Consider the following 15,013-nt stretch of genomic DNA (forward strand, 5'->3'; position numbering starts at 1 on the left):
AGGATTCGCGCAGGGCGGGTTCGCGTATGCGGCTTCAATGTGCGGTCGCCACAATGCGCCGTCTGTGGGCTGACCGACGCAAGGCGTGCGCATGCGTGCGCTGGCGCGCACAGCGCGTGGCGAGTCCGGCGGGAGAGGAGGAAGCGGCGAGCGTCCGTGGGGCGCGGACGCTTCAGACAGTCGGCGGAGCGTGGTCAGACGCTCCGCCGGTCAGCCGTTCAGACGGCGACGCTCAGGCGGTCTTCGTTGCGTGCGGGCTGGGCCGACGAACTCGATCCACCGGCGGCGGCGAGGGCCGCACCGGTCTGCGACGCCGTGTGGCGCGAATTGAACGCGAGCGCGAATTGCGCGGCCTGCTGGCCGACCGTCGAGAGCTGATCGACGACCTTCGGGTCCGAGCATTCGTGCGCGCTTTCGAAGCGCGTTTCGAGCGTGTTGATGCCCGCGCCGAACGGCGTCGGCCAGCCGCGCAGCGCGTGCACGATCGAGCGCAGCGAGGTCAGCACCGAACCGGCGGCCTGCCAGCCGTAGGCGGTCACGATGCAGCCGACCGCGCGGCCGTCGAGATACGGACGCGCGTCGCCGCGCAGTTCTTCGAGCGTATCGAGCGCGTTCTTCACGAGGCCGGACACGCCGCCGTGATAGCCGGGCGTCGCGATGATCACGGCGTCGGCGGCGCGCACGGCTTCGATCAGCTGGAGCTGGGCGTCGGTGCGCGTCGGGCTTTCGGGCGCGTAGTGCGGCAGGCTGTGCAGGAAGGTGCCGTCGAACAGTTGCGTGCGGGCGCCGGCGGCTTCCGCGCCGCGCAGCGCGAAGGCCAGCGCGCGCTCGGTCGACGACGCGGCGCGCGTCGTGCCGCCAATGCCGACCACGAGCGGACGGTGTCTGGAATCGGAAGTGCTCAAGGGGTGCTCCTCGAAATGGCGATGGGCGGGCGTGCGAAGCATGACGGCGCGCGGCAACGCGGGTCATTCGCCGGGTGCCTGATGCCCGATGCTGGGGCGGCTTAAATCAGGCCGGAACAGTCATCTTAGTGAGCGCGCCGCGCGGCGCGAAACGACTTTTTGTTCTAACCATATGCCGTCGCGGCGGGTTCGCACCTGGGGTACGCGCGCGATATGCATATGCGAAAGCATTGGTTGGGACGCGAGCGGGTCATCGGTACGATGAAACCGTCTCCTCCATGACATCTCCTTGACATGGGATTCGGCCCCGCACCGCAAGGTGGCGGGGCCGCTTTTTTTCGTCCGGGAAATGAGGCGGCGCGGGTGGCTTTGCGGGTGGCTTTTACTGCGGCGCGCGCGAAGCGGCGGAGGATTGCGCGGCGGACGGCGTGGCGGCCTGCATCGACGGACGCGCGACCTGCACCGTGGACAGCGCCATCAGCGGGCTTTGCGCGCGACGCGCGGACACCGCGTAGCCAACTTGCAGCACGTTGCCGTCGGGGCCGATCTGCGGCGGAATCGCGGGCAGCGTGCCCGGTTCCGGCTTCGTGAGCATGGGCGTGGAGCCCGGCAGCACGGGTACGGTGGGCGCGGAGGCGCGCAGCGCCGGTTCGGCGACCTTGCGCGTGCCGAGGCGGTCGTTATTGGCGAGCTTGTGCTTCGCGCCGTGATGCCCGTGCCCTTTCTTGTCGGTCGTCGTGGGATGCGCCCCGGGCGTGCGGGCCTCGGGCGGATTCCAGATCTCGATGTAGTGTTCCCCAGCGAGCGCGGTGGATGCGAGGGCGCACAACAAGCTCCCCGTCAAGATGAATCGCACGTCGTGATCTCCGTTTTGATGAACTGCCCCGCCGACCGCACCGGCCCGCAAAGCGCGGGCTGGCGGGCACGCCCGAAGGCGGCGGTGCCCGGTACGGCAACCGGGCGGCACGGATGGCCGGCTGCACGCACTGTACATTCGTACAGCGGTGAATGCAAACGTTTGAGGGAAATGCGCGCGTCGCTGTTGCGCGGATACGCCGAGTGCGCGGGCGCGGCGGTGCAAGGTATTTTTTCGCGATTTTTGGGTGCGTTTGCGCCGCCGGGCCAGGCAGAGAGATCAGGCTGCGTCGAGCGCGCCCGGTCCGTGGATGCCGAGCCATCGCCCATAACTGCGCGGCGAGAACGCGAGCGTGAGCACGATCATCGCGGTGATGGAGACGGCGAGCATGACCCACGCGGCCGTGAAGCTGCCGCTCAGGTCGCGCACGCGTCCGGCCACGAGCGGCGCGAGCGCGGCGATCACGAAGCCGAGCCCCTGCACGAACGCGACGAGGCGAGCCGCGATGCGGTGATCGCCCGAATGATCGAGCGCGGTGACGAGCGTGACGGAGAAGGTGCCGCCGAGGCCCGCGCCCGCCGCCGCGACCCACAGCAGCGGCGCGGCCTCGGGCCAGGCCGCGAGGCCGGCCACGCCGATCCACTGTGCGCAGAGCCCGGCGATCAGCCAGGGACGTCGGTCGGTGAAACGGGCGGCCGCGAGCGGCAGCAGCAGCGCGCTGGCGGCCTGGAAGACCGTCATGGCGGCGAGCAGCGAGCCGCTTGCCTCGACGCTTGCGCCATGCTGCTGGTAATACGCGGGCAGCCACGCGACGAGGCTCGTATAGCCGCCGTTGACGAGGCCGAAATGCAGCCCGAGCGTCCATGCGCGGCGCTTGCGCCAGACCGGCACGTGGGCGTGGTTTTGCGTGCTTGCGTGCGCCGCCGCTTGCGCGCGGTTCGCCCCTTTGCCGCGATTGATTCCGAGCCACAGGCCGAGCGCCGCCACGGCGGGCAGCGCCCAGATCGCGAGTGCGCCGTGCCACGACGCGCCCGCGCGTGCGACGAGCGGGCTGAGGCTCGCGCCGAGGCCGCCGCCGCCCATGATCGACGCGGAAAAGAGGCCCATCGCGAGCGGCACGCGGTGCGCGAAACGCTGCTTCATGACGGCGGGCAGCAGCGCCTGGATGGCCGCGACGCCCGCGCCCGCCGCCACGGCGGTGAGCATGAGCGCGACGCCCGACGCCGCGACCGCGCGCGCCCCGACTGCCGCCGCAATCGCGACGAGGCCGAGCGCCACGCCGCGCGTTTCGCCGAGCCGGCGCGCGAGCCAGCCGGTGCCGAACGTGCCGAGTCCCATCGCCACCACGGGCAGGCTCGTGAGCAGCGAGGCGCCCGAGAACGACAGCGCGGTGTCGTGCCGGATCGTCGCCATGAGGGGGCTGATCGACGTGAGCAAGGGCCGCAGATTCAGGCCGATCGCGACGATGGTCGCGTACCAGACGAGGGCGGCTTTTCCGTCGGCGTGGGGCGGCGAGGCGCGGGAAGGGTCCTGGCGAAGTGTCATGCGGTCAACCTTATCTGCTATATTTGGTTGACCATTATACAGATTGATTGTCAACAATATGATCTGCCCGGCTATCCCGGGTATCACGCAACGGCCATGCGTTGCCCGGTTTCGTCCGGGGGCGCGCGTCGCTACAATGCGGCCTGATCCTGTCCGCAAGTCAAATCGCACCCACGCTCATGGCATCCCGAACCCGCTCGATCACGCCGCCCCTCCCGCCCCAGACCGACGACGAATCCGACGACGTCGAAGCCCTCGTCTACGCGTCGATCAATTCGGCGCTGCTGCAAGGCAAGCTCTCACCGGGCCAGCAGCTCGTCGAGCGCGAGCTCGCGGCGGCGTTCGGCTGCACGCGCGGCGCGCTGCGCAAGGTGCTCGCGCGGCTGGGCTACGAAGGCAAGCTCGTGATGGAACCGAATCGCGGGGCGTTCGTGCCGTCGCCGTCCGAGGACGATATTCGCGCGGCGTTTCGCGCGCGGCAGGTGGTGGAGGCGGGCGTGGTGACGAGCCTGTGCGGCGCGCTCGATGCGCGTGCGCGCCGCGCGCTTGCCGCCCACGTGCGCAGCGAAAAGAAGGCGCTGCGCGACGGCCGCGTGGACGAAGCGGTGCGCCTCGCGGGCCAGTTTCATCTGGTGCTGACGGAGATCGCGGGCGGCGCGGCACTGGTAGCCGCGCTGGCGCAGCTCGTCGCGAAGACGGAGCTGTACAAGGCGCTGTTCGATCCGAACAAGGCCACCACCTGCGCGCCCGACGAGCACGCGCAGATCATCGCCGCGCTCGAAGCGGGCGAGCGCGACGCTGCGCTCGCGACCATGCGCGAGCATCTGGCGGAAATCGAGGCGCGGGTGGTGAAGCAGGCGCGTGCGCGCGCGGGCCTCGACCTGAAGGCAGTGTTCGCCGGGCTGGCGCCGTAGCGGCCGCGCGCCCGGCGCGTCGCAGAGGCGCGCTCAGCGCATGAGCAACGAACGCGCTTAGCGCGTTTCGGCCACGCGCCGGTTCAATTCCTTGGTCGCGGCGAGCGGAATACGCGCGTCGTCCCAGGTGGCGAGCCATTCGACTTCTTTCGAAGCGAAGATCTGGCCGTGATTGCGCAGCGCATATTGCAGCGAATCGATAATGTGATTGCGGATGATCTCGGGGGTATGCGGATCGTCGAGTACGGTGCGGAAAGCTTCGAGCGTGGCCATCGCGATGGCTCCGGCGAGTGTGGCGATTAAGTGGTTATCGCACGACAAAAAGACCGCTGCCAGCGCGTCAAAATAATCTCGTGCTGGTTTTTTTGCGTCGATGCGCAGGCTCGCCGCCGTCACGCCGGTTATTTTTTCTGGTCGCGTGCGCGTTTGAGCCGCTCCAGATCCGCTACGATCGCCCGCGCGGCGGCCGGCCGGCGCGCGAGGTCGATGCCCACATACGGCGCCCGGTTCGGCACGGTGAGAAGGCCGGCACCGGCGCCGGGCCGAGCGCGTTGACCGCGAACTAATCGCCTTCGTCGATAATTTATCTGGACTACGTATTAACCGGGATGAAGTTCGCGGCGTGGGATCTTGCGTGCGCCGCAAGGCGTCGCGCTACGTGCGCGCGCGTTCCATTGATACACTACGCCGATCGCGCCGCGAACGTGACGGCGCAATCGAAGTACATCGACGAAAAAGGAACATGACGATGGTGCGCTACCGGCACTACAAAGGCGGCATTTACGAACTGGTTTGCGAAGCGACGCTCGAGTCCGATCCGTCGGTCACGATGATCGTGTATCGCGCCGCGAACGGCACGATCTGGACACGGCCCGAATCCGTCTTTTTCGAGCTGGTCGAAGTCGATGGCGCGCTCGTGCCGCGCTTCGCGCCCGTCAACTGAACGCACTTTTTTCACACCACACGAGGTCCGCTCACGATGCGTCTACTGATTGCTCTGGTCTTGCCCTGGTTGCTGTTCTTCACGATTGGCCGTCCGCTCGCGGGCATCATCTGCCTGATCCTGCAGATCACGCTGATCGGCTGGATTCCGGCGGCCATCTGGGCCGTGTATTCGCTGAGCCAGTATCAAACCGATCGCAAGATCAACGACGCGTTCGGCCGCCGCAATTGATGCTTCGCGTCGCGCGGTTACACCCGTAATGCGCGCTCACAATTCAGCGAGAACTTAAGACTGATTCCACTTTCTTACATATGGAAAGGAGATTCGGTCATGCTTAAATATGCGCTGATGGTGGGCGCCGTCGCCCTGCTCGCGGGGTGCGCCGTGGCGCCCGGTTACGACTATGGATACGGCTACGGCCAGCCCGGTTATTACGACTACGGCTACGCGCCGGGGTATGCGGCGCCGGCTTATGGCAGCGTGAATATCGGCATCTGGGGCGGCGGCGGTGATTACTACCGTGGCGGCGGCTGGCACGGCGGCCCGCGTGGGCCGCATGGCGGACCGCCCCCGGGCGGCTGGCATGGCGGCCCCGGCGGCGGGCGCGGGCCAGGCGGTCCCGGAGGACACGGCGGTCAGTGGGGTCCGCCCGGCGGCGGCGGTGGCGGTGGCCACGGTGGTGGTGGGGGAGGCGGCCACGGTGGCGGCGGCGGTCATGGCGGCGGAGGCGGTGGTCATCGTTAAGCCGACGGGCTTTTAGAGTCACACCTCGGGAATTTCGGGAAGCCTCGCCAGGCTGTGACGCCGGCAAACCGCTGTCTCTAATCTCTAAGTATCGTCCGAAAAAAATCAGGCCCGCCGCTCAAAAGAGCGGCGGGCCTGATTCACATCTGGACGCGGCGCGCTGCCTGACCTGTCAGCGACCGCGCGTCAAAACTTACTGACCCGACTGCGACGTGCCGGCGGTCGACGGACCGTAAGCCGTGTTGGCCTTTTCGGCAGCGATCTTGGCTTCGGCAGCCTGAATGTTTTCCGGATAGTGCATCCAGTCGCTCGGATCGTAGCCCGCTGCGCGCAGTTGCGCGAGTTCGGCGCGGACTTGAGCGCGCGTGACGGGTTGTTGCGACTGGGCGAACGAAACCGCCGGGGCGGCGACGATGGCGGCGATGACTGCGGCCTTGAGAAGCGACTTCATAACGATGACCTCCGGTTCTTTTTTAGCGGGCCGGCGCGACGCCTTGACCCATGGCGACAATGTAGGCGACCGTGAGCCTAGGGTAAATACCTACCAAACGAATTCAGTGTTCTCCTGGCGACAACAATCGTCCCGCCAATTCGTCTGATTATTTCGGCGATCGCTTAAAACGGCGCATTGTTTAGGTGTCAGATCATTTCGCATCGCGCGCGGGATTATTGCGAAATCCGCAACTGGAAATCGCCTGATTCGCCATATATCCGGAACTGGCGCTTGCCTAGAATCCACTCAACGCTCGATGCCGGCCCTGGTGCCGCGACATGCCGGGCGATTCCAACAATCCGGAGGTCATCATGAAGTCGCTCATTCAAGCCGTTGTCATCGCCACTGCCTTCGCCGCGCCGCTGGCCGCGTTTGCGCAGTCTGAACAGGGTCTCACGCGCGATCAGGTGCGCGCGCAGCTCGTCGAATTCCAGCAGACCAGCCGTAACCAGAACGCCGGCGCCGCCACGGTCGCCGCGCCCGTCACGCAGGGCAACAGCGCGTACGGCGGCGTGAGCAGCACGTCGATGGCCGGTGCGGGCTACGTCTCCGAAGCCGCGCGCAAAGGTCCGCAATCGGTGTACTTCGGCGGTCAATAAGCCGTCAGGCGAAGCGCTTTCGCCACGTACACAGAAACCGGCCCGCGATCTCGAATCGCGGGCCGGTTTTTTTCATCAATCGGAATAATCGGCGCGGAAGTGGATAACAGCGCGCAAAAAGGGCGAAATCCGGCCAAAGCGGCCTGATTCAGGCCAATTCGGCGTCGGGCACGTCGAGCACGAGGTCGGTGAGCGCGACGGCCACGCAGGTCAGCACGTCGCCCTGCGCCTTTTCCTCGCGCGACAAGCCCGGCCATTCGATCGTGTAGCGGATCTCGCCGCTGACGATGCGGCACAGACACGTGCGGCACGTGCCGTTGCGGCACAGACGCGGCAGGCGAATGCCCGCGAACGAAGCGGCTTCCAGCAGTGTCAGTTCGGGCGGCGCTTCGAAGGTCGCGCCGAGCGGTTCCACGCGCACGACCGGTATTGTCGATACAGCCGGCACGGGCGTGACTTCGTGTTGAGGTTCACGTTCCGGTGCTGTCGATGCTTCGGTCTCCTGCGCGAAGCCACGCGGGTTGTTGTCGGCGCTCATGATATCGATACGCCGAGCAGACGCCCCGCGCCCGCCGTGAACGCGGCGGCGGCGAGACCGATCACGATTTGCCGCGATGCGGAAAACGCCGCGCTGCGCCCATTGAACAGCGAGGTGAACACGCCGACGGCCGCCAGCCCGAGCGCGCTCAGCGCCACGCTCTGCACGATGGCCGCCGTGCCGTGCGCCCACAGAAACGCCGCCGTGGGAAACGCCGCGCCGAGCGAAAACAGGCAGAACGACACCGCCGCTGCCGACCACGGATTGCCGCCCAGTTCCTTCGGATCGATGCCGAGTTCCTCGCGCGCGAGCGTGTCGAGCGCTTCGTCCTTGTCGCGCATGATCTGGGCGGCGACGCGGCGCGCCTCGTCGGCGTCCACGCCCTTGGCCTGGTAGATCAGTGCGAGTTCGTGACGCTCGGCGTCGGGCGTGTGTTCGAGTTCGTCGGCTTCCCTCGCGAGCTGCGTGCGCGCCAGCTCGCGCGCGTTCGTCACTGAGAGCCATTCGCCGAGCGCCATCGAGCACGCGCCCGCCACGAGTCCGGCGAGTCCCGTCAGCAGGATCGTGCGGCTCGCGCTGCCCGCGCCCGCGACGCCCATGATCAGGCAGAAGTTCGAGACGAGTCCGTCGTTCGCGCCCAGCACTGCCGCGCGCAGGTCGTTGCCGCGCGTCGCGCCTTTGTGCCACGACTCGGCCGCCGCGATCTGCTCGCCTTTCGTGCGGCCGCGCGCGCCGCGTGCGCCTTTGCTCTCGACGATCGATTGCACGATGGCCGCGTGTTCCTGCTCCTGCGCGGAGAGCGTTTCGGCGCCGGGTTCGCGCGCGTAGCGGTCGCGGTCGGCGTACTCGGCGGCGGCCACCGTCGGCAGGACGAGCGACGGTCCGAACGCGCGCGTGAGCGTCTGCAACAGCCGCGTCTTCGCGCTGCGCCGATGCGTGCGCACCCGCACGCCGTTGGCTGCGAGCTTGCTGCGCCAGATGTCGGCGTGTTCGCGTTCGGAGGCGGCGAGTTCGGCGTAGATCGCGCGCCGCCGCGTGTCCTGCTCGCAGGCGCTGAGCGTGTCGTAGACGACGGCGCTGTCGAGTTCGTCGGCGAGATTGCGCCGGTAGCGTTTGAGTTCCTGGGCGGAGGCCATGTCGCGCGGGGGAAAAGCGTTGTCGCGAAGCTTACCCTGGCGGCGCGCGAATACCGGTATCGCTGCACGCGCGCGGCTAGCGCCGCCGCAGGTGCCGGTAGACGGTATTGCGCGCGAGCCCGAGCTCGCGCGCCGCGGCGGACACGTTGCCGCTGTGGCGCGACAGCGCGTCGTCGATCAGATGCGCTTGCCAGTCGGCCAGACGTTCGGGGCGTGCGTCGCCGTTGTCGTCGCGCGTGTCTTGTGCGTGCGCATGGCGGCAATGCGCGGATTCATCGGCGTGGACGGATGTTCGTACCGACTCCGACTCCGAAGCAGACCCAGACCCAGACTCAGACGCGCAATCGGCAAGCAGATCCTCGGGCAGATGCACGATGTCGATGGCGTCTTCGCCCTCGGCGAGAATCGCGGCCGTGCGCAGCACATTGGCGAGCTGGCGCAGATTGCCCGGCCAGCGGCAGCGCGCGAAACACGCGCGCACGGCAGGCGTCAGGCGCGTGGGCGCGTCGGGTGCCTCGGCGCGCACGCGCGCGAGCACGCGGGCGATGAGCGCGTCGAGATCGCTGCGCTCGGCGAGCGGCGGCAGCGTCACGGCGAGCCCGTTGATGCGGTAGTAGAGATCCTCGCGGAAGGTGCCGTCGGCGATCATCGCGCGCAGATCGCGGTGCGTCGCGCAGACGATGCGCAGATCGACCGGCACCGCCCGCGCCCCGCCGAGCGGCACGACCGCGCGCTCTTGCAGCACGCGCATCAGGCGCACTTGCTGGGCGAGCGGCATGTCGCCGATTTCATCGAGAAACAGCGTGCCGCCGTGCGCCTGCACGATCTTGCCGGGACTGCCGCGCCGCCGCGCGCCGGTGAACGCGCCTTCCTCGTAACCGAACAGTTCGGCTTCGATCAGCGAGTCGGGCAGCGCCGCGCAATTGAGCGCGACGAAGGGCGCGTCGCGCCGCGGCGAATCCTGATGCAGCGCCCGTGCGAGCCATTCCTTGCCGGTGCCGGTGCGGCCGAGCACGAGCACGGCGATGTCGCGGCCGCGCACGCGCGCGACGCGTTGAAGCACGGCGGACACGCGCGCGTCGCCGCTGTCGAGATCGGCGAGCGTCGGCTGCCAGGCCGTTTCGGCGACGCGTGCGCTCGCGGGCGCGGGCCGTGCGATATCGCGCGCGGCTTGTGCGGCCTGCGCGGGGTTCGACGCGCTTGCGGACTGGCCGAACGACGGCGCGCCGAACGCCGAAGCGCCCAACGTGCCACGCGCGACCACGCGCACGCCGCTCGGCAGCGTGAGCGTGACGGGCTCGCCACGCGCGCGGGCGAGTTGCTGGATGAAAGCGGCGAAGGGCTGGCCGAACAGCGCGTCGAAGCCGCGCGATTGCAGGGTGGCGAGCGGCGAGCCGAACTGGAACAGCGCACTGCGGTTCGCGCACAGCAGCGTGCCGTCCTGCGCGAAGGCGGCGAGGCCTTCATAGAGCGTGCCGATGAACTCCGCGCGCGCATGAAATTGCAGCCGCACGGCATCGGCGAACTCGATGTTGAACAGATGGTTCTCGATCATTTGCGCCGACATCCGCACGAGCGCGAGCGTGTGCTTGTGAAAGCCGCGCGATTCGCCGCTCACGTCGAGCGCGCCGAGCGTGCGGCCCCACGGATCGGCGATCGGCGCGCACGAGCAGGTGAGGATGTGGTTCGCGCGCAGGAAGTGCTCGCCCGCATGGACGATGGTCGGCTGGGCGTCGACGAGCGCCGTGCCGATCGCGTTGGTGCCGCGGTCGCGCTCCGCCCACGAGACGCCCGGACGCAGCGCCACGCGCCGCGCTTTCTCGACGAAATCGGTATCGCCGAGACTGTGCAGGATCACGCCGTTGCGGTCGGTGAGCACCACCATGCTTTCGGTATCGACGATCTGCGCGTGCAGCGCGTCCATCACGGGCCGCGCCTGATGGTAGAGCGTGCGATTCGCGTCGAGCAGGTCGCGCAGGTCCGCGCCGCCGAGCGGCTGGAAGTCGGGCGCTTCGCCCGCGCGCAGGCCGAGCGCCAGCGAGCGCGCATGCGCCTGGGCGATCGTGTCCGCGCGCGCCGCCTCGGGCGGCTTGACGGTGACGGAGGGGCGTCGGGTCACTCGTGTCTCCAATCTTGTGTGGCTGCGCTGCGCCGCAACAAGCCGGCGCGCGCCGTGATGCCTCGCCTCATGGTACAGGAAGGCGGGCGCGCGCCACATCGGGGCGAATCCGGGCGTTTCGGCGCATAGGGATGGCCGGTTTGTGCCGAGGGGAGCGCGGCCCGCACGCGCCGCTTGTCGCTGCTTGCTGCTGTTTGCCACTGCTTGCCTTTATGCGCGCGAGTGCCAGGATAAAGGAAGGGATGCGCCTCGCGCGCGTTCCGGCGGCGGCGCAGCGGGTTGTGGGCGGATGGATGTCGGGCCGTCGCGGCTCCCTAGGGGAGTGCGTCATGGTCTATGGCGAATTCAGGATCCTGGTGGCGGCGCTCGCCGTCTTCGTCGCGCTGGCGGGTCTCGCGGCAGCGATTCACGGTCTGCTCTTCGACAGGCACGACTTCGTGGTCTACGGCATGGCGACGGTCGGGGGCGGCATCGCCGTGTTCGTCGCCATGCTGACCGTGCATCCGAAGGATCTCGAGATCGAGCATCGCCAGCATCGCGAGTCGTGACGTTGCGAGTCGTCACGTTGCACTGGCGCGCGACGATCGTTGCGATGCAGCATGCGCCCGCACGGAGCCGGCGCGGGAGCGGGCGTGTGCGCGTGCAACCCGACGCGATCCTGAATGCGATGCTGCACGCGCCAACGCTCGCAGCGGCAGCGGCAAGAATCGGGCCGCGACGAAGGTTTTGCCCGTGTGACAAAGTCGACCTTGCAGGCCGCAGGAAGTGTCCTACAGTGAATCCAATCAACCGCCGCAAACGTGTCGCGCAAGACGGCACCCGCGGCGGTCGGTGTTTTGACCCGCGCGCAAGCCGTGGAGGAGCAACGTAGCGTGACGATGGCGCGGCCCGCAGACCCTCTCAACCTGAGGCATTCCCATGCAGATCCAGTTTCCGAATGAAGTCCCTGAGTACTCGGGACGCGCACTGACGTTGGCGTTTCCGGCGATGATCGATGGGGAGAGGGTCGAATGTACGATCACGGCGGCGGCGCTCGAGGATCACTACGGCGCGGCGTCGACGCGCGCCGAGGACATGCTCGACGCCTTCGACCATCATCGCGAGAACATCGAGGCGGTCGCGCGCCGGCTGCTCTCGGAAACCCGCGCGCAGTGCCTGACGCTGCGCAGCGGCTACGTACGTTTCGTGCAGGCGCACGGGATGCTGTCTTGAGCGCTCGATGTTTGATTGATGCCTGAATAATGCGCTGAAATCCACGCGCAACGCCGGAGATCACGTTCCGGCGACTCACTACGCCACGCGCCCGCCGGACGGGCGCGTGGCCGTTTTCGGACCCCGCCTCAGATCATGCGGCGCAGCGTGTTGTCGCGGAACACCAGATGGTGCGCGATGGCCGCGAGTGCATGCAGGCCGATCACCCAGTAGAACGCGTTGCCGATGAGTTCGTGCGCACCTTTCAGGAACTGGCGCGCAACGGGGTCGGCGCCCACAAGCACGATCTGCAGGTCGATGCCCGCAAGCGTGACCGGGCGGCCGCCGGCGTTGATCATCAGAATGCCGAGCAGCGGCTGCACGAAGATAAACAGATAGAGCGCCAGATGCACGAGCCGCGAGAGGAAGGTGAGCACGCGATTCGAGTCGATGTCTTGCGGCGCGCCGTGCCAGAGCCGCCACAGGAGCCGCAGCACGGCGAGCGCGAGTACCAGCGTGCCGCACCAGAAGTGCACGTTGCTCCAGAACGCGCGGCTGTCCGAGCCTTTCGGGCCGCGTATTTCGATCGCCAGATAGGCCAGTGCGACGAGCAGGAAAATGACCCAGTGAAAGAAGATGGCGGGCTTCGAATAGCGTTCGGCGGCGGCGGGGTAACTGGCCACGGGCGGCTCCTTTGTGCGGGGATCGTTCTGGTGTGAATTCCCTATGATAAGTAGCCAGCGCGATGGCGTGCGGCTGCATGACCGTTTAGCTTGATGTCGCTACCGGCGAGTGGTCTCTAAGCGCCGCGCCGCGCGGACGTAAACGCGAAACGGGCGGCCCCGAGGCCGCCCGTTTCGTTTCGCGCTGAACATGTGCAACAGCCGCCGCGCGTTACGCGGCTGACCGGGCCCGCGTCGCCGGTGTCATCAGCGTCATTCGCCGCCGAGGTAGAAGTAGCGGAACAGGAACACCGCCGCGATGATCCAGACGATCAGGCGCACGTCGCGCAGACGGCCCGTCAGCAGCTTCAGGCCCGCGTACGAGATGAAGCCGAACGCGACGCCATTGGCGATCGAGTACGTGAACGGCATCGCCAGCGCGGTGAGCGCGGCGGGCACGACTTCGGTGGCGTCGTCCCAGGGCAGGTCGGCGAGTTCGCGCAGCATCAGGCACGAAACGTAGAGCAGCGCCGGCGCGGTTGCGTAGGCGGGCACCACGCCCGCGAGCGGCGCGACGAACAGGCAGGCGAGGAACAGCACGGCCACGGTCAGCGCGGTCATGCCCGTGCGGCCGCCCGCCTGCACGCCCGAGGCGCTTTCGATGTACGCCGTCGTCGACGAGGTGCCGAGCACCGAACCCGCGAGAATCGCGGTGCTGTCCGCGAGCAGCGCGCGGTTCAGACGGTGCATCTTGCCGTGCACGAGCAGGCCCGCGCGGTTCGCGACGCCCATCAGCGTGCCGGTCGCGTCGAACAGTTCGACGAGGAAGAACACCAGCACGACGTTCAGGATGCCGGTCGAGAGCGCGCCCTTGATGTCGAGTTGCAGGAAGGTCGGCGCGATCGAGGGCGGCGCCGAGAAGATGCCGTGGAACTGGTTGCCGCCGAAGAAGAACGACAGAACCGTCACGCCCACGATGCCGATCAGGATCGCGCCGCGCACCTTGAGCACGTCGAGCGTCACGATCACGAAGAAGCCGATGATCGCGAGAATCGTGTGCGGGTCGTGCAGATTGCCGAGCGAGACCAGCGTGGCCGGATTGCCGACGATCACGCCCGAGGTCTTCAGCGAAATGATCGCGAGGAACAGGCCGATACCCGAGGTGATCGCCACCCGCAGCGAGTGCGGAATCCCGTTGATGATCGCCTCGCGCACGCGCAGCAGCGTGACGATGAAGAACAGGCAGCCCGAGATGAACACGGCGCCGAGCGCGGCTTGCCACGTGAAGCCCATCCCCTTGACCACCGCGTACGCGAAGTACGCGTTCAGGCCCATGCCGGGCGCGAGCGCGATCGGATAGTTCGCGTACAGGCCCATGACGATCGACGCGAGCGCCGCGACGAGGCAGGTGGCGACGAACACCGATTCCTTCGGCATGCCGGCGTCGCCGAGGATCGCCGGGTTCACGAAGATGATGTAGGCCATCGTGAGGAAGGTGGTGATGCCGGCGAGCACTTCGGTGCGCAGGTTCGTGCCTGCCTCTTCGAAGCCGAAATAGCGTTTGATGGCGTCCATGAAGGTTGGCCCTTGAGAATCGAGCGGTTGATTTGTTGTTGGGATCGGCGTCGGCGGACGGGCGGCGGGGCGCGTCCGGATCGCGCGGATCGTGTGGTTGAAGCGGTTACGGGCGGGATTGTAAACAATTGTCCGCGCCGCGCAGCAATGCGTTTACGAAACGCGTGGAAGCGCTGCAACAGTGCGTGCTGTAAGGATAGAAAGGGATGCGCGCGCAACTTCCGTGCGGCGAGGTAAACGGGTCGGGGTCCGCGTGTATCGGAGCGCGTCGGAGCGTGTCGTCGCGTACCGGCGGGTATTGGCGCGTCATGCGGTGAAGATCGTCAGGCGGTGCGCGCGGACAAACGCGATCGCACGGCAGTCGCGAAATCAACGATTCCGGACACAAATTTCACGCGCCGGTCGGCCTTTGAGGGGCAGACCGTCATACCCGCCGGGAGCGGGTCCGGCGCGCGCGTGCGGCGGCGCGCCTGCTCCTGTTTTCTTCCGGGCGCTCGCTTACTGCGCCGATTGCGGCATGACGCCCGCTGCGTGCGCCGCGCGGCGTTGCGCGACGATGGCACCCGCGCGTTGCGCGTTTTCGGGGTAGTCGATCCAGTCGAGCGGATCGTAGCCCGCGGCGCGCCACTCGGCGAGATCCGCGCGCACCTGCGCGCGTGTCATCGGCTGCGCGGGGTTGTAGCTCTGCGCCGAGGCCGGCAGCGAAGCGAAGCAGCACGCGGCGGCGAATACGCCGACCGCGGCACGTGTGACGGTGTTCATGATGAAGCCTTTCGTATTAGGGATAACCCTT

At 67.6% G+C, this 15,013-nt stretch carries 18 protein-coding genes; 7 read left to right on the forward strand and 11 right to left on the reverse strand.

The window, feature by feature from the left end; translation table 11 throughout:
- Positions 1-218 precede the first annotated feature (218 nt).
- The 3 genes from SB764_RS07880 to SB764_RS07890 all read right to left on the reverse strand — a co-directional run bounded on the left by SB764_RS07880 (position 219) and on the right by SB764_RS07890 (position 3,306).
- Positions 219-905, reverse strand: a complete 687-nt coding sequence (locus SB764_RS07880) for an NADPH-dependent FMN reductase (RefSeq protein ID WP_065057688.1) — start codon at positions 903-905, stop codon at positions 219-221.
- A gap of 382 nt (positions 906-1,287) precedes the next feature.
- Positions 1,288-1,761 carry a hypothetical protein gene (locus SB764_RS07885; protein ID WP_410863133.1) on the reverse strand — a complete coding sequence of 158 codons (474 nt, stop codon included), beginning with the start codon at positions 1,759-1,761 and terminating at the stop codon, positions 1,288-1,290.
- A gap of 279 nt (positions 1,762-2,040) precedes the next feature.
- The gene (locus tag SB764_RS07890) at positions 2,041-3,306 is read right to left on the reverse strand and encodes a cyanate transporter (protein WP_410863134.1); all 1,266 of its coding nucleotides are present in this window, start codon (positions 3,304-3,306) and stop codon (positions 2,041-2,043) included.
- Between the two features lie 179 nt (positions 3,307-3,485).
- Here SB764_RS07890 and SB764_RS07895 point away from each other — a divergent pair, with 179 nt between their 5' ends.
- Positions 3,486-4,220: a GntR family transcriptional regulator gene (locus tag SB764_RS07895; RefSeq protein ID WP_321904279.1), complete on the forward strand. Its 735-nt coding sequence runs from the start codon at positions 3,486-3,488 to the stop codon at positions 4,218-4,220.
- Positions 4,221-4,277: 57 nt separating this feature from the next.
- Here the strand turns inward: SB764_RS07895 and SB764_RS07900 are convergent, their stop codons facing one another.
- Complete coding sequence (locus SB764_RS07900; protein WP_065057692.1) at positions 4,278-4,493, reverse strand: hypothetical protein; 216 nt, start codon at positions 4,491-4,493, stop codon at positions 4,278-4,280.
- 475 nt (positions 4,494-4,968) lie between these two features.
- Here SB764_RS07900 and SB764_RS07905 point away from each other — a divergent pair, with 475 nt between their 5' ends.
- The 3 genes from SB764_RS07905 to SB764_RS07915 all read left to right on the forward strand — a co-directional run bounded on the left by SB764_RS07905 (position 4,969) and on the right by SB764_RS07915 (position 5,907).
- Entirely contained in the window at positions 4,969-5,163 is a 195-nt protein-coding gene (locus tag SB764_RS07905) for a DUF1653 domain-containing protein (protein WP_373681580.1), read from the forward strand.
- Positions 5,164-5,199: 36 nt separating this feature from the next.
- The gene (locus SB764_RS07910; protein WP_065057694.1) at positions 5,200-5,394 is read left to right on the forward strand and encodes a YqaE/Pmp3 family membrane protein; all 195 of its coding nucleotides are present in this window, start codon (positions 5,200-5,202) and stop codon (positions 5,392-5,394) included.
- Between the two features lie 99 nt (positions 5,395-5,493).
- Positions 5,494-5,907 (forward strand): hypothetical protein, encoded by a 414-nt coding sequence (locus tag SB764_RS07915; protein WP_183038889.1) that lies wholly within the window; start codon positions 5,494-5,496, stop codon positions 5,905-5,907.
- A gap of 193 nt (positions 5,908-6,100) precedes the next feature.
- Here the strand turns inward: SB764_RS07915 and SB764_RS07920 are convergent, their stop codons facing one another.
- Entirely contained in the window at positions 6,101-6,358 is a 258-nt protein-coding gene (locus tag SB764_RS07920) for a DUF4148 domain-containing protein (RefSeq protein ID WP_321891471.1), read from the reverse strand.
- A 353-nt stretch (positions 6,359-6,711) separates the two neighbouring features.
- Between SB764_RS07920 and SB764_RS07925 the strand changes: the two genes are divergently transcribed.
- Positions 6,712-6,999, forward strand: coding sequence for a DUF4148 domain-containing protein (locus SB764_RS07925; protein WP_065057734.1), 288 nt, complete (start codon positions 6,712-6,714; stop codon positions 6,997-6,999).
- 148 nt (positions 7,000-7,147) lie between these two features.
- Here the strand turns inward: SB764_RS07925 and SB764_RS07930 are convergent, their stop codons facing one another.
- The 3 genes from SB764_RS07930 to SB764_RS07940 all read right to left on the reverse strand — a co-directional run bounded on the left by SB764_RS07930 (position 7,148) and on the right by SB764_RS07940 (position 10,792).
- A complete protein-coding gene (locus tag SB764_RS07930; protein ID WP_065057735.1) occupies positions 7,148-7,447 on the reverse strand; it encodes a 2Fe-2S iron-sulfur cluster-binding protein in 300 nt (99 codons plus the stop codon).
- 86 nt (positions 7,448-7,533) lie between these two features.
- Positions 7,534-8,673: a VIT1/CCC1 transporter family protein gene (locus SB764_RS07935; protein ID WP_410863137.1), complete on the reverse strand. Its 1,140-nt coding sequence runs from the start codon at positions 8,671-8,673 to the stop codon at positions 7,534-7,536.
- A gap of 76 nt (positions 8,674-8,749) precedes the next feature.
- Positions 8,750-10,792 (reverse strand): sigma-54-dependent Fis family transcriptional regulator, encoded by a 2,043-nt coding sequence (locus SB764_RS07940; RefSeq protein WP_410863139.1) that lies wholly within the window; start codon positions 10,790-10,792, stop codon positions 8,750-8,752.
- 329 nt (positions 10,793-11,121) lie between these two features.
- Between SB764_RS07940 and SB764_RS07945 the strand changes: the two genes are divergently transcribed.
- Both SB764_RS07945 and SB764_RS07950 read left to right on the forward strand, forming a co-directional pair.
- Entirely contained in the window at positions 11,122-11,340 is a 219-nt protein-coding gene (locus tag SB764_RS07945; RefSeq protein ID WP_065057699.1) for a DUF2964 family protein, read from the forward strand.
- 370 nt (positions 11,341-11,710) lie between these two features.
- A complete protein-coding gene (locus SB764_RS07950; protein WP_074981329.1) occupies positions 11,711-12,004 on the forward strand; it encodes a DUF1488 domain-containing protein in 294 nt (97 codons plus the stop codon).
- 128 nt (positions 12,005-12,132) lie between these two features.
- Here SB764_RS07950 and SB764_RS07955 read toward each other — a convergent pair whose 3' ends face one another.
- The 3 genes from SB764_RS07955 to SB764_RS07965 form a co-directional block, all read right to left on the reverse strand.
- A complete protein-coding gene (locus SB764_RS07955) occupies positions 12,133-12,666 on the reverse strand; it encodes a cytochrome b (RefSeq protein ID WP_065057701.1) in 534 nt (177 codons plus the stop codon).
- 252 nt (positions 12,667-12,918) lie between these two features.
- On the reverse strand, positions 12,919-14,220 hold the full coding sequence (locus SB764_RS07960) for an NCS2 family permease (protein ID WP_074981331.1): 1,302 nt from the start codon (positions 14,218-14,220) through the stop codon (positions 12,919-12,921).
- 498 nt (positions 14,221-14,718) lie between these two features.
- On the reverse strand, positions 14,719-14,982 hold the full coding sequence (locus SB764_RS07965; protein WP_065057703.1) for a DUF4148 domain-containing protein: 264 nt from the start codon (positions 14,980-14,982) through the stop codon (positions 14,719-14,721).
- Positions 14,983-15,013 lie beyond the last annotated feature (31 nt).

The sequence above is a fragment of the Paraburkholderia sp. SIMBA_027 genome (genome assembly GCF_046535315.1).
GTDB classification, from domain to species: Bacteria; Pseudomonadota; Gammaproteobacteria; order Burkholderiales; family Burkholderiaceae; genus Paraburkholderia; species Paraburkholderia tropica.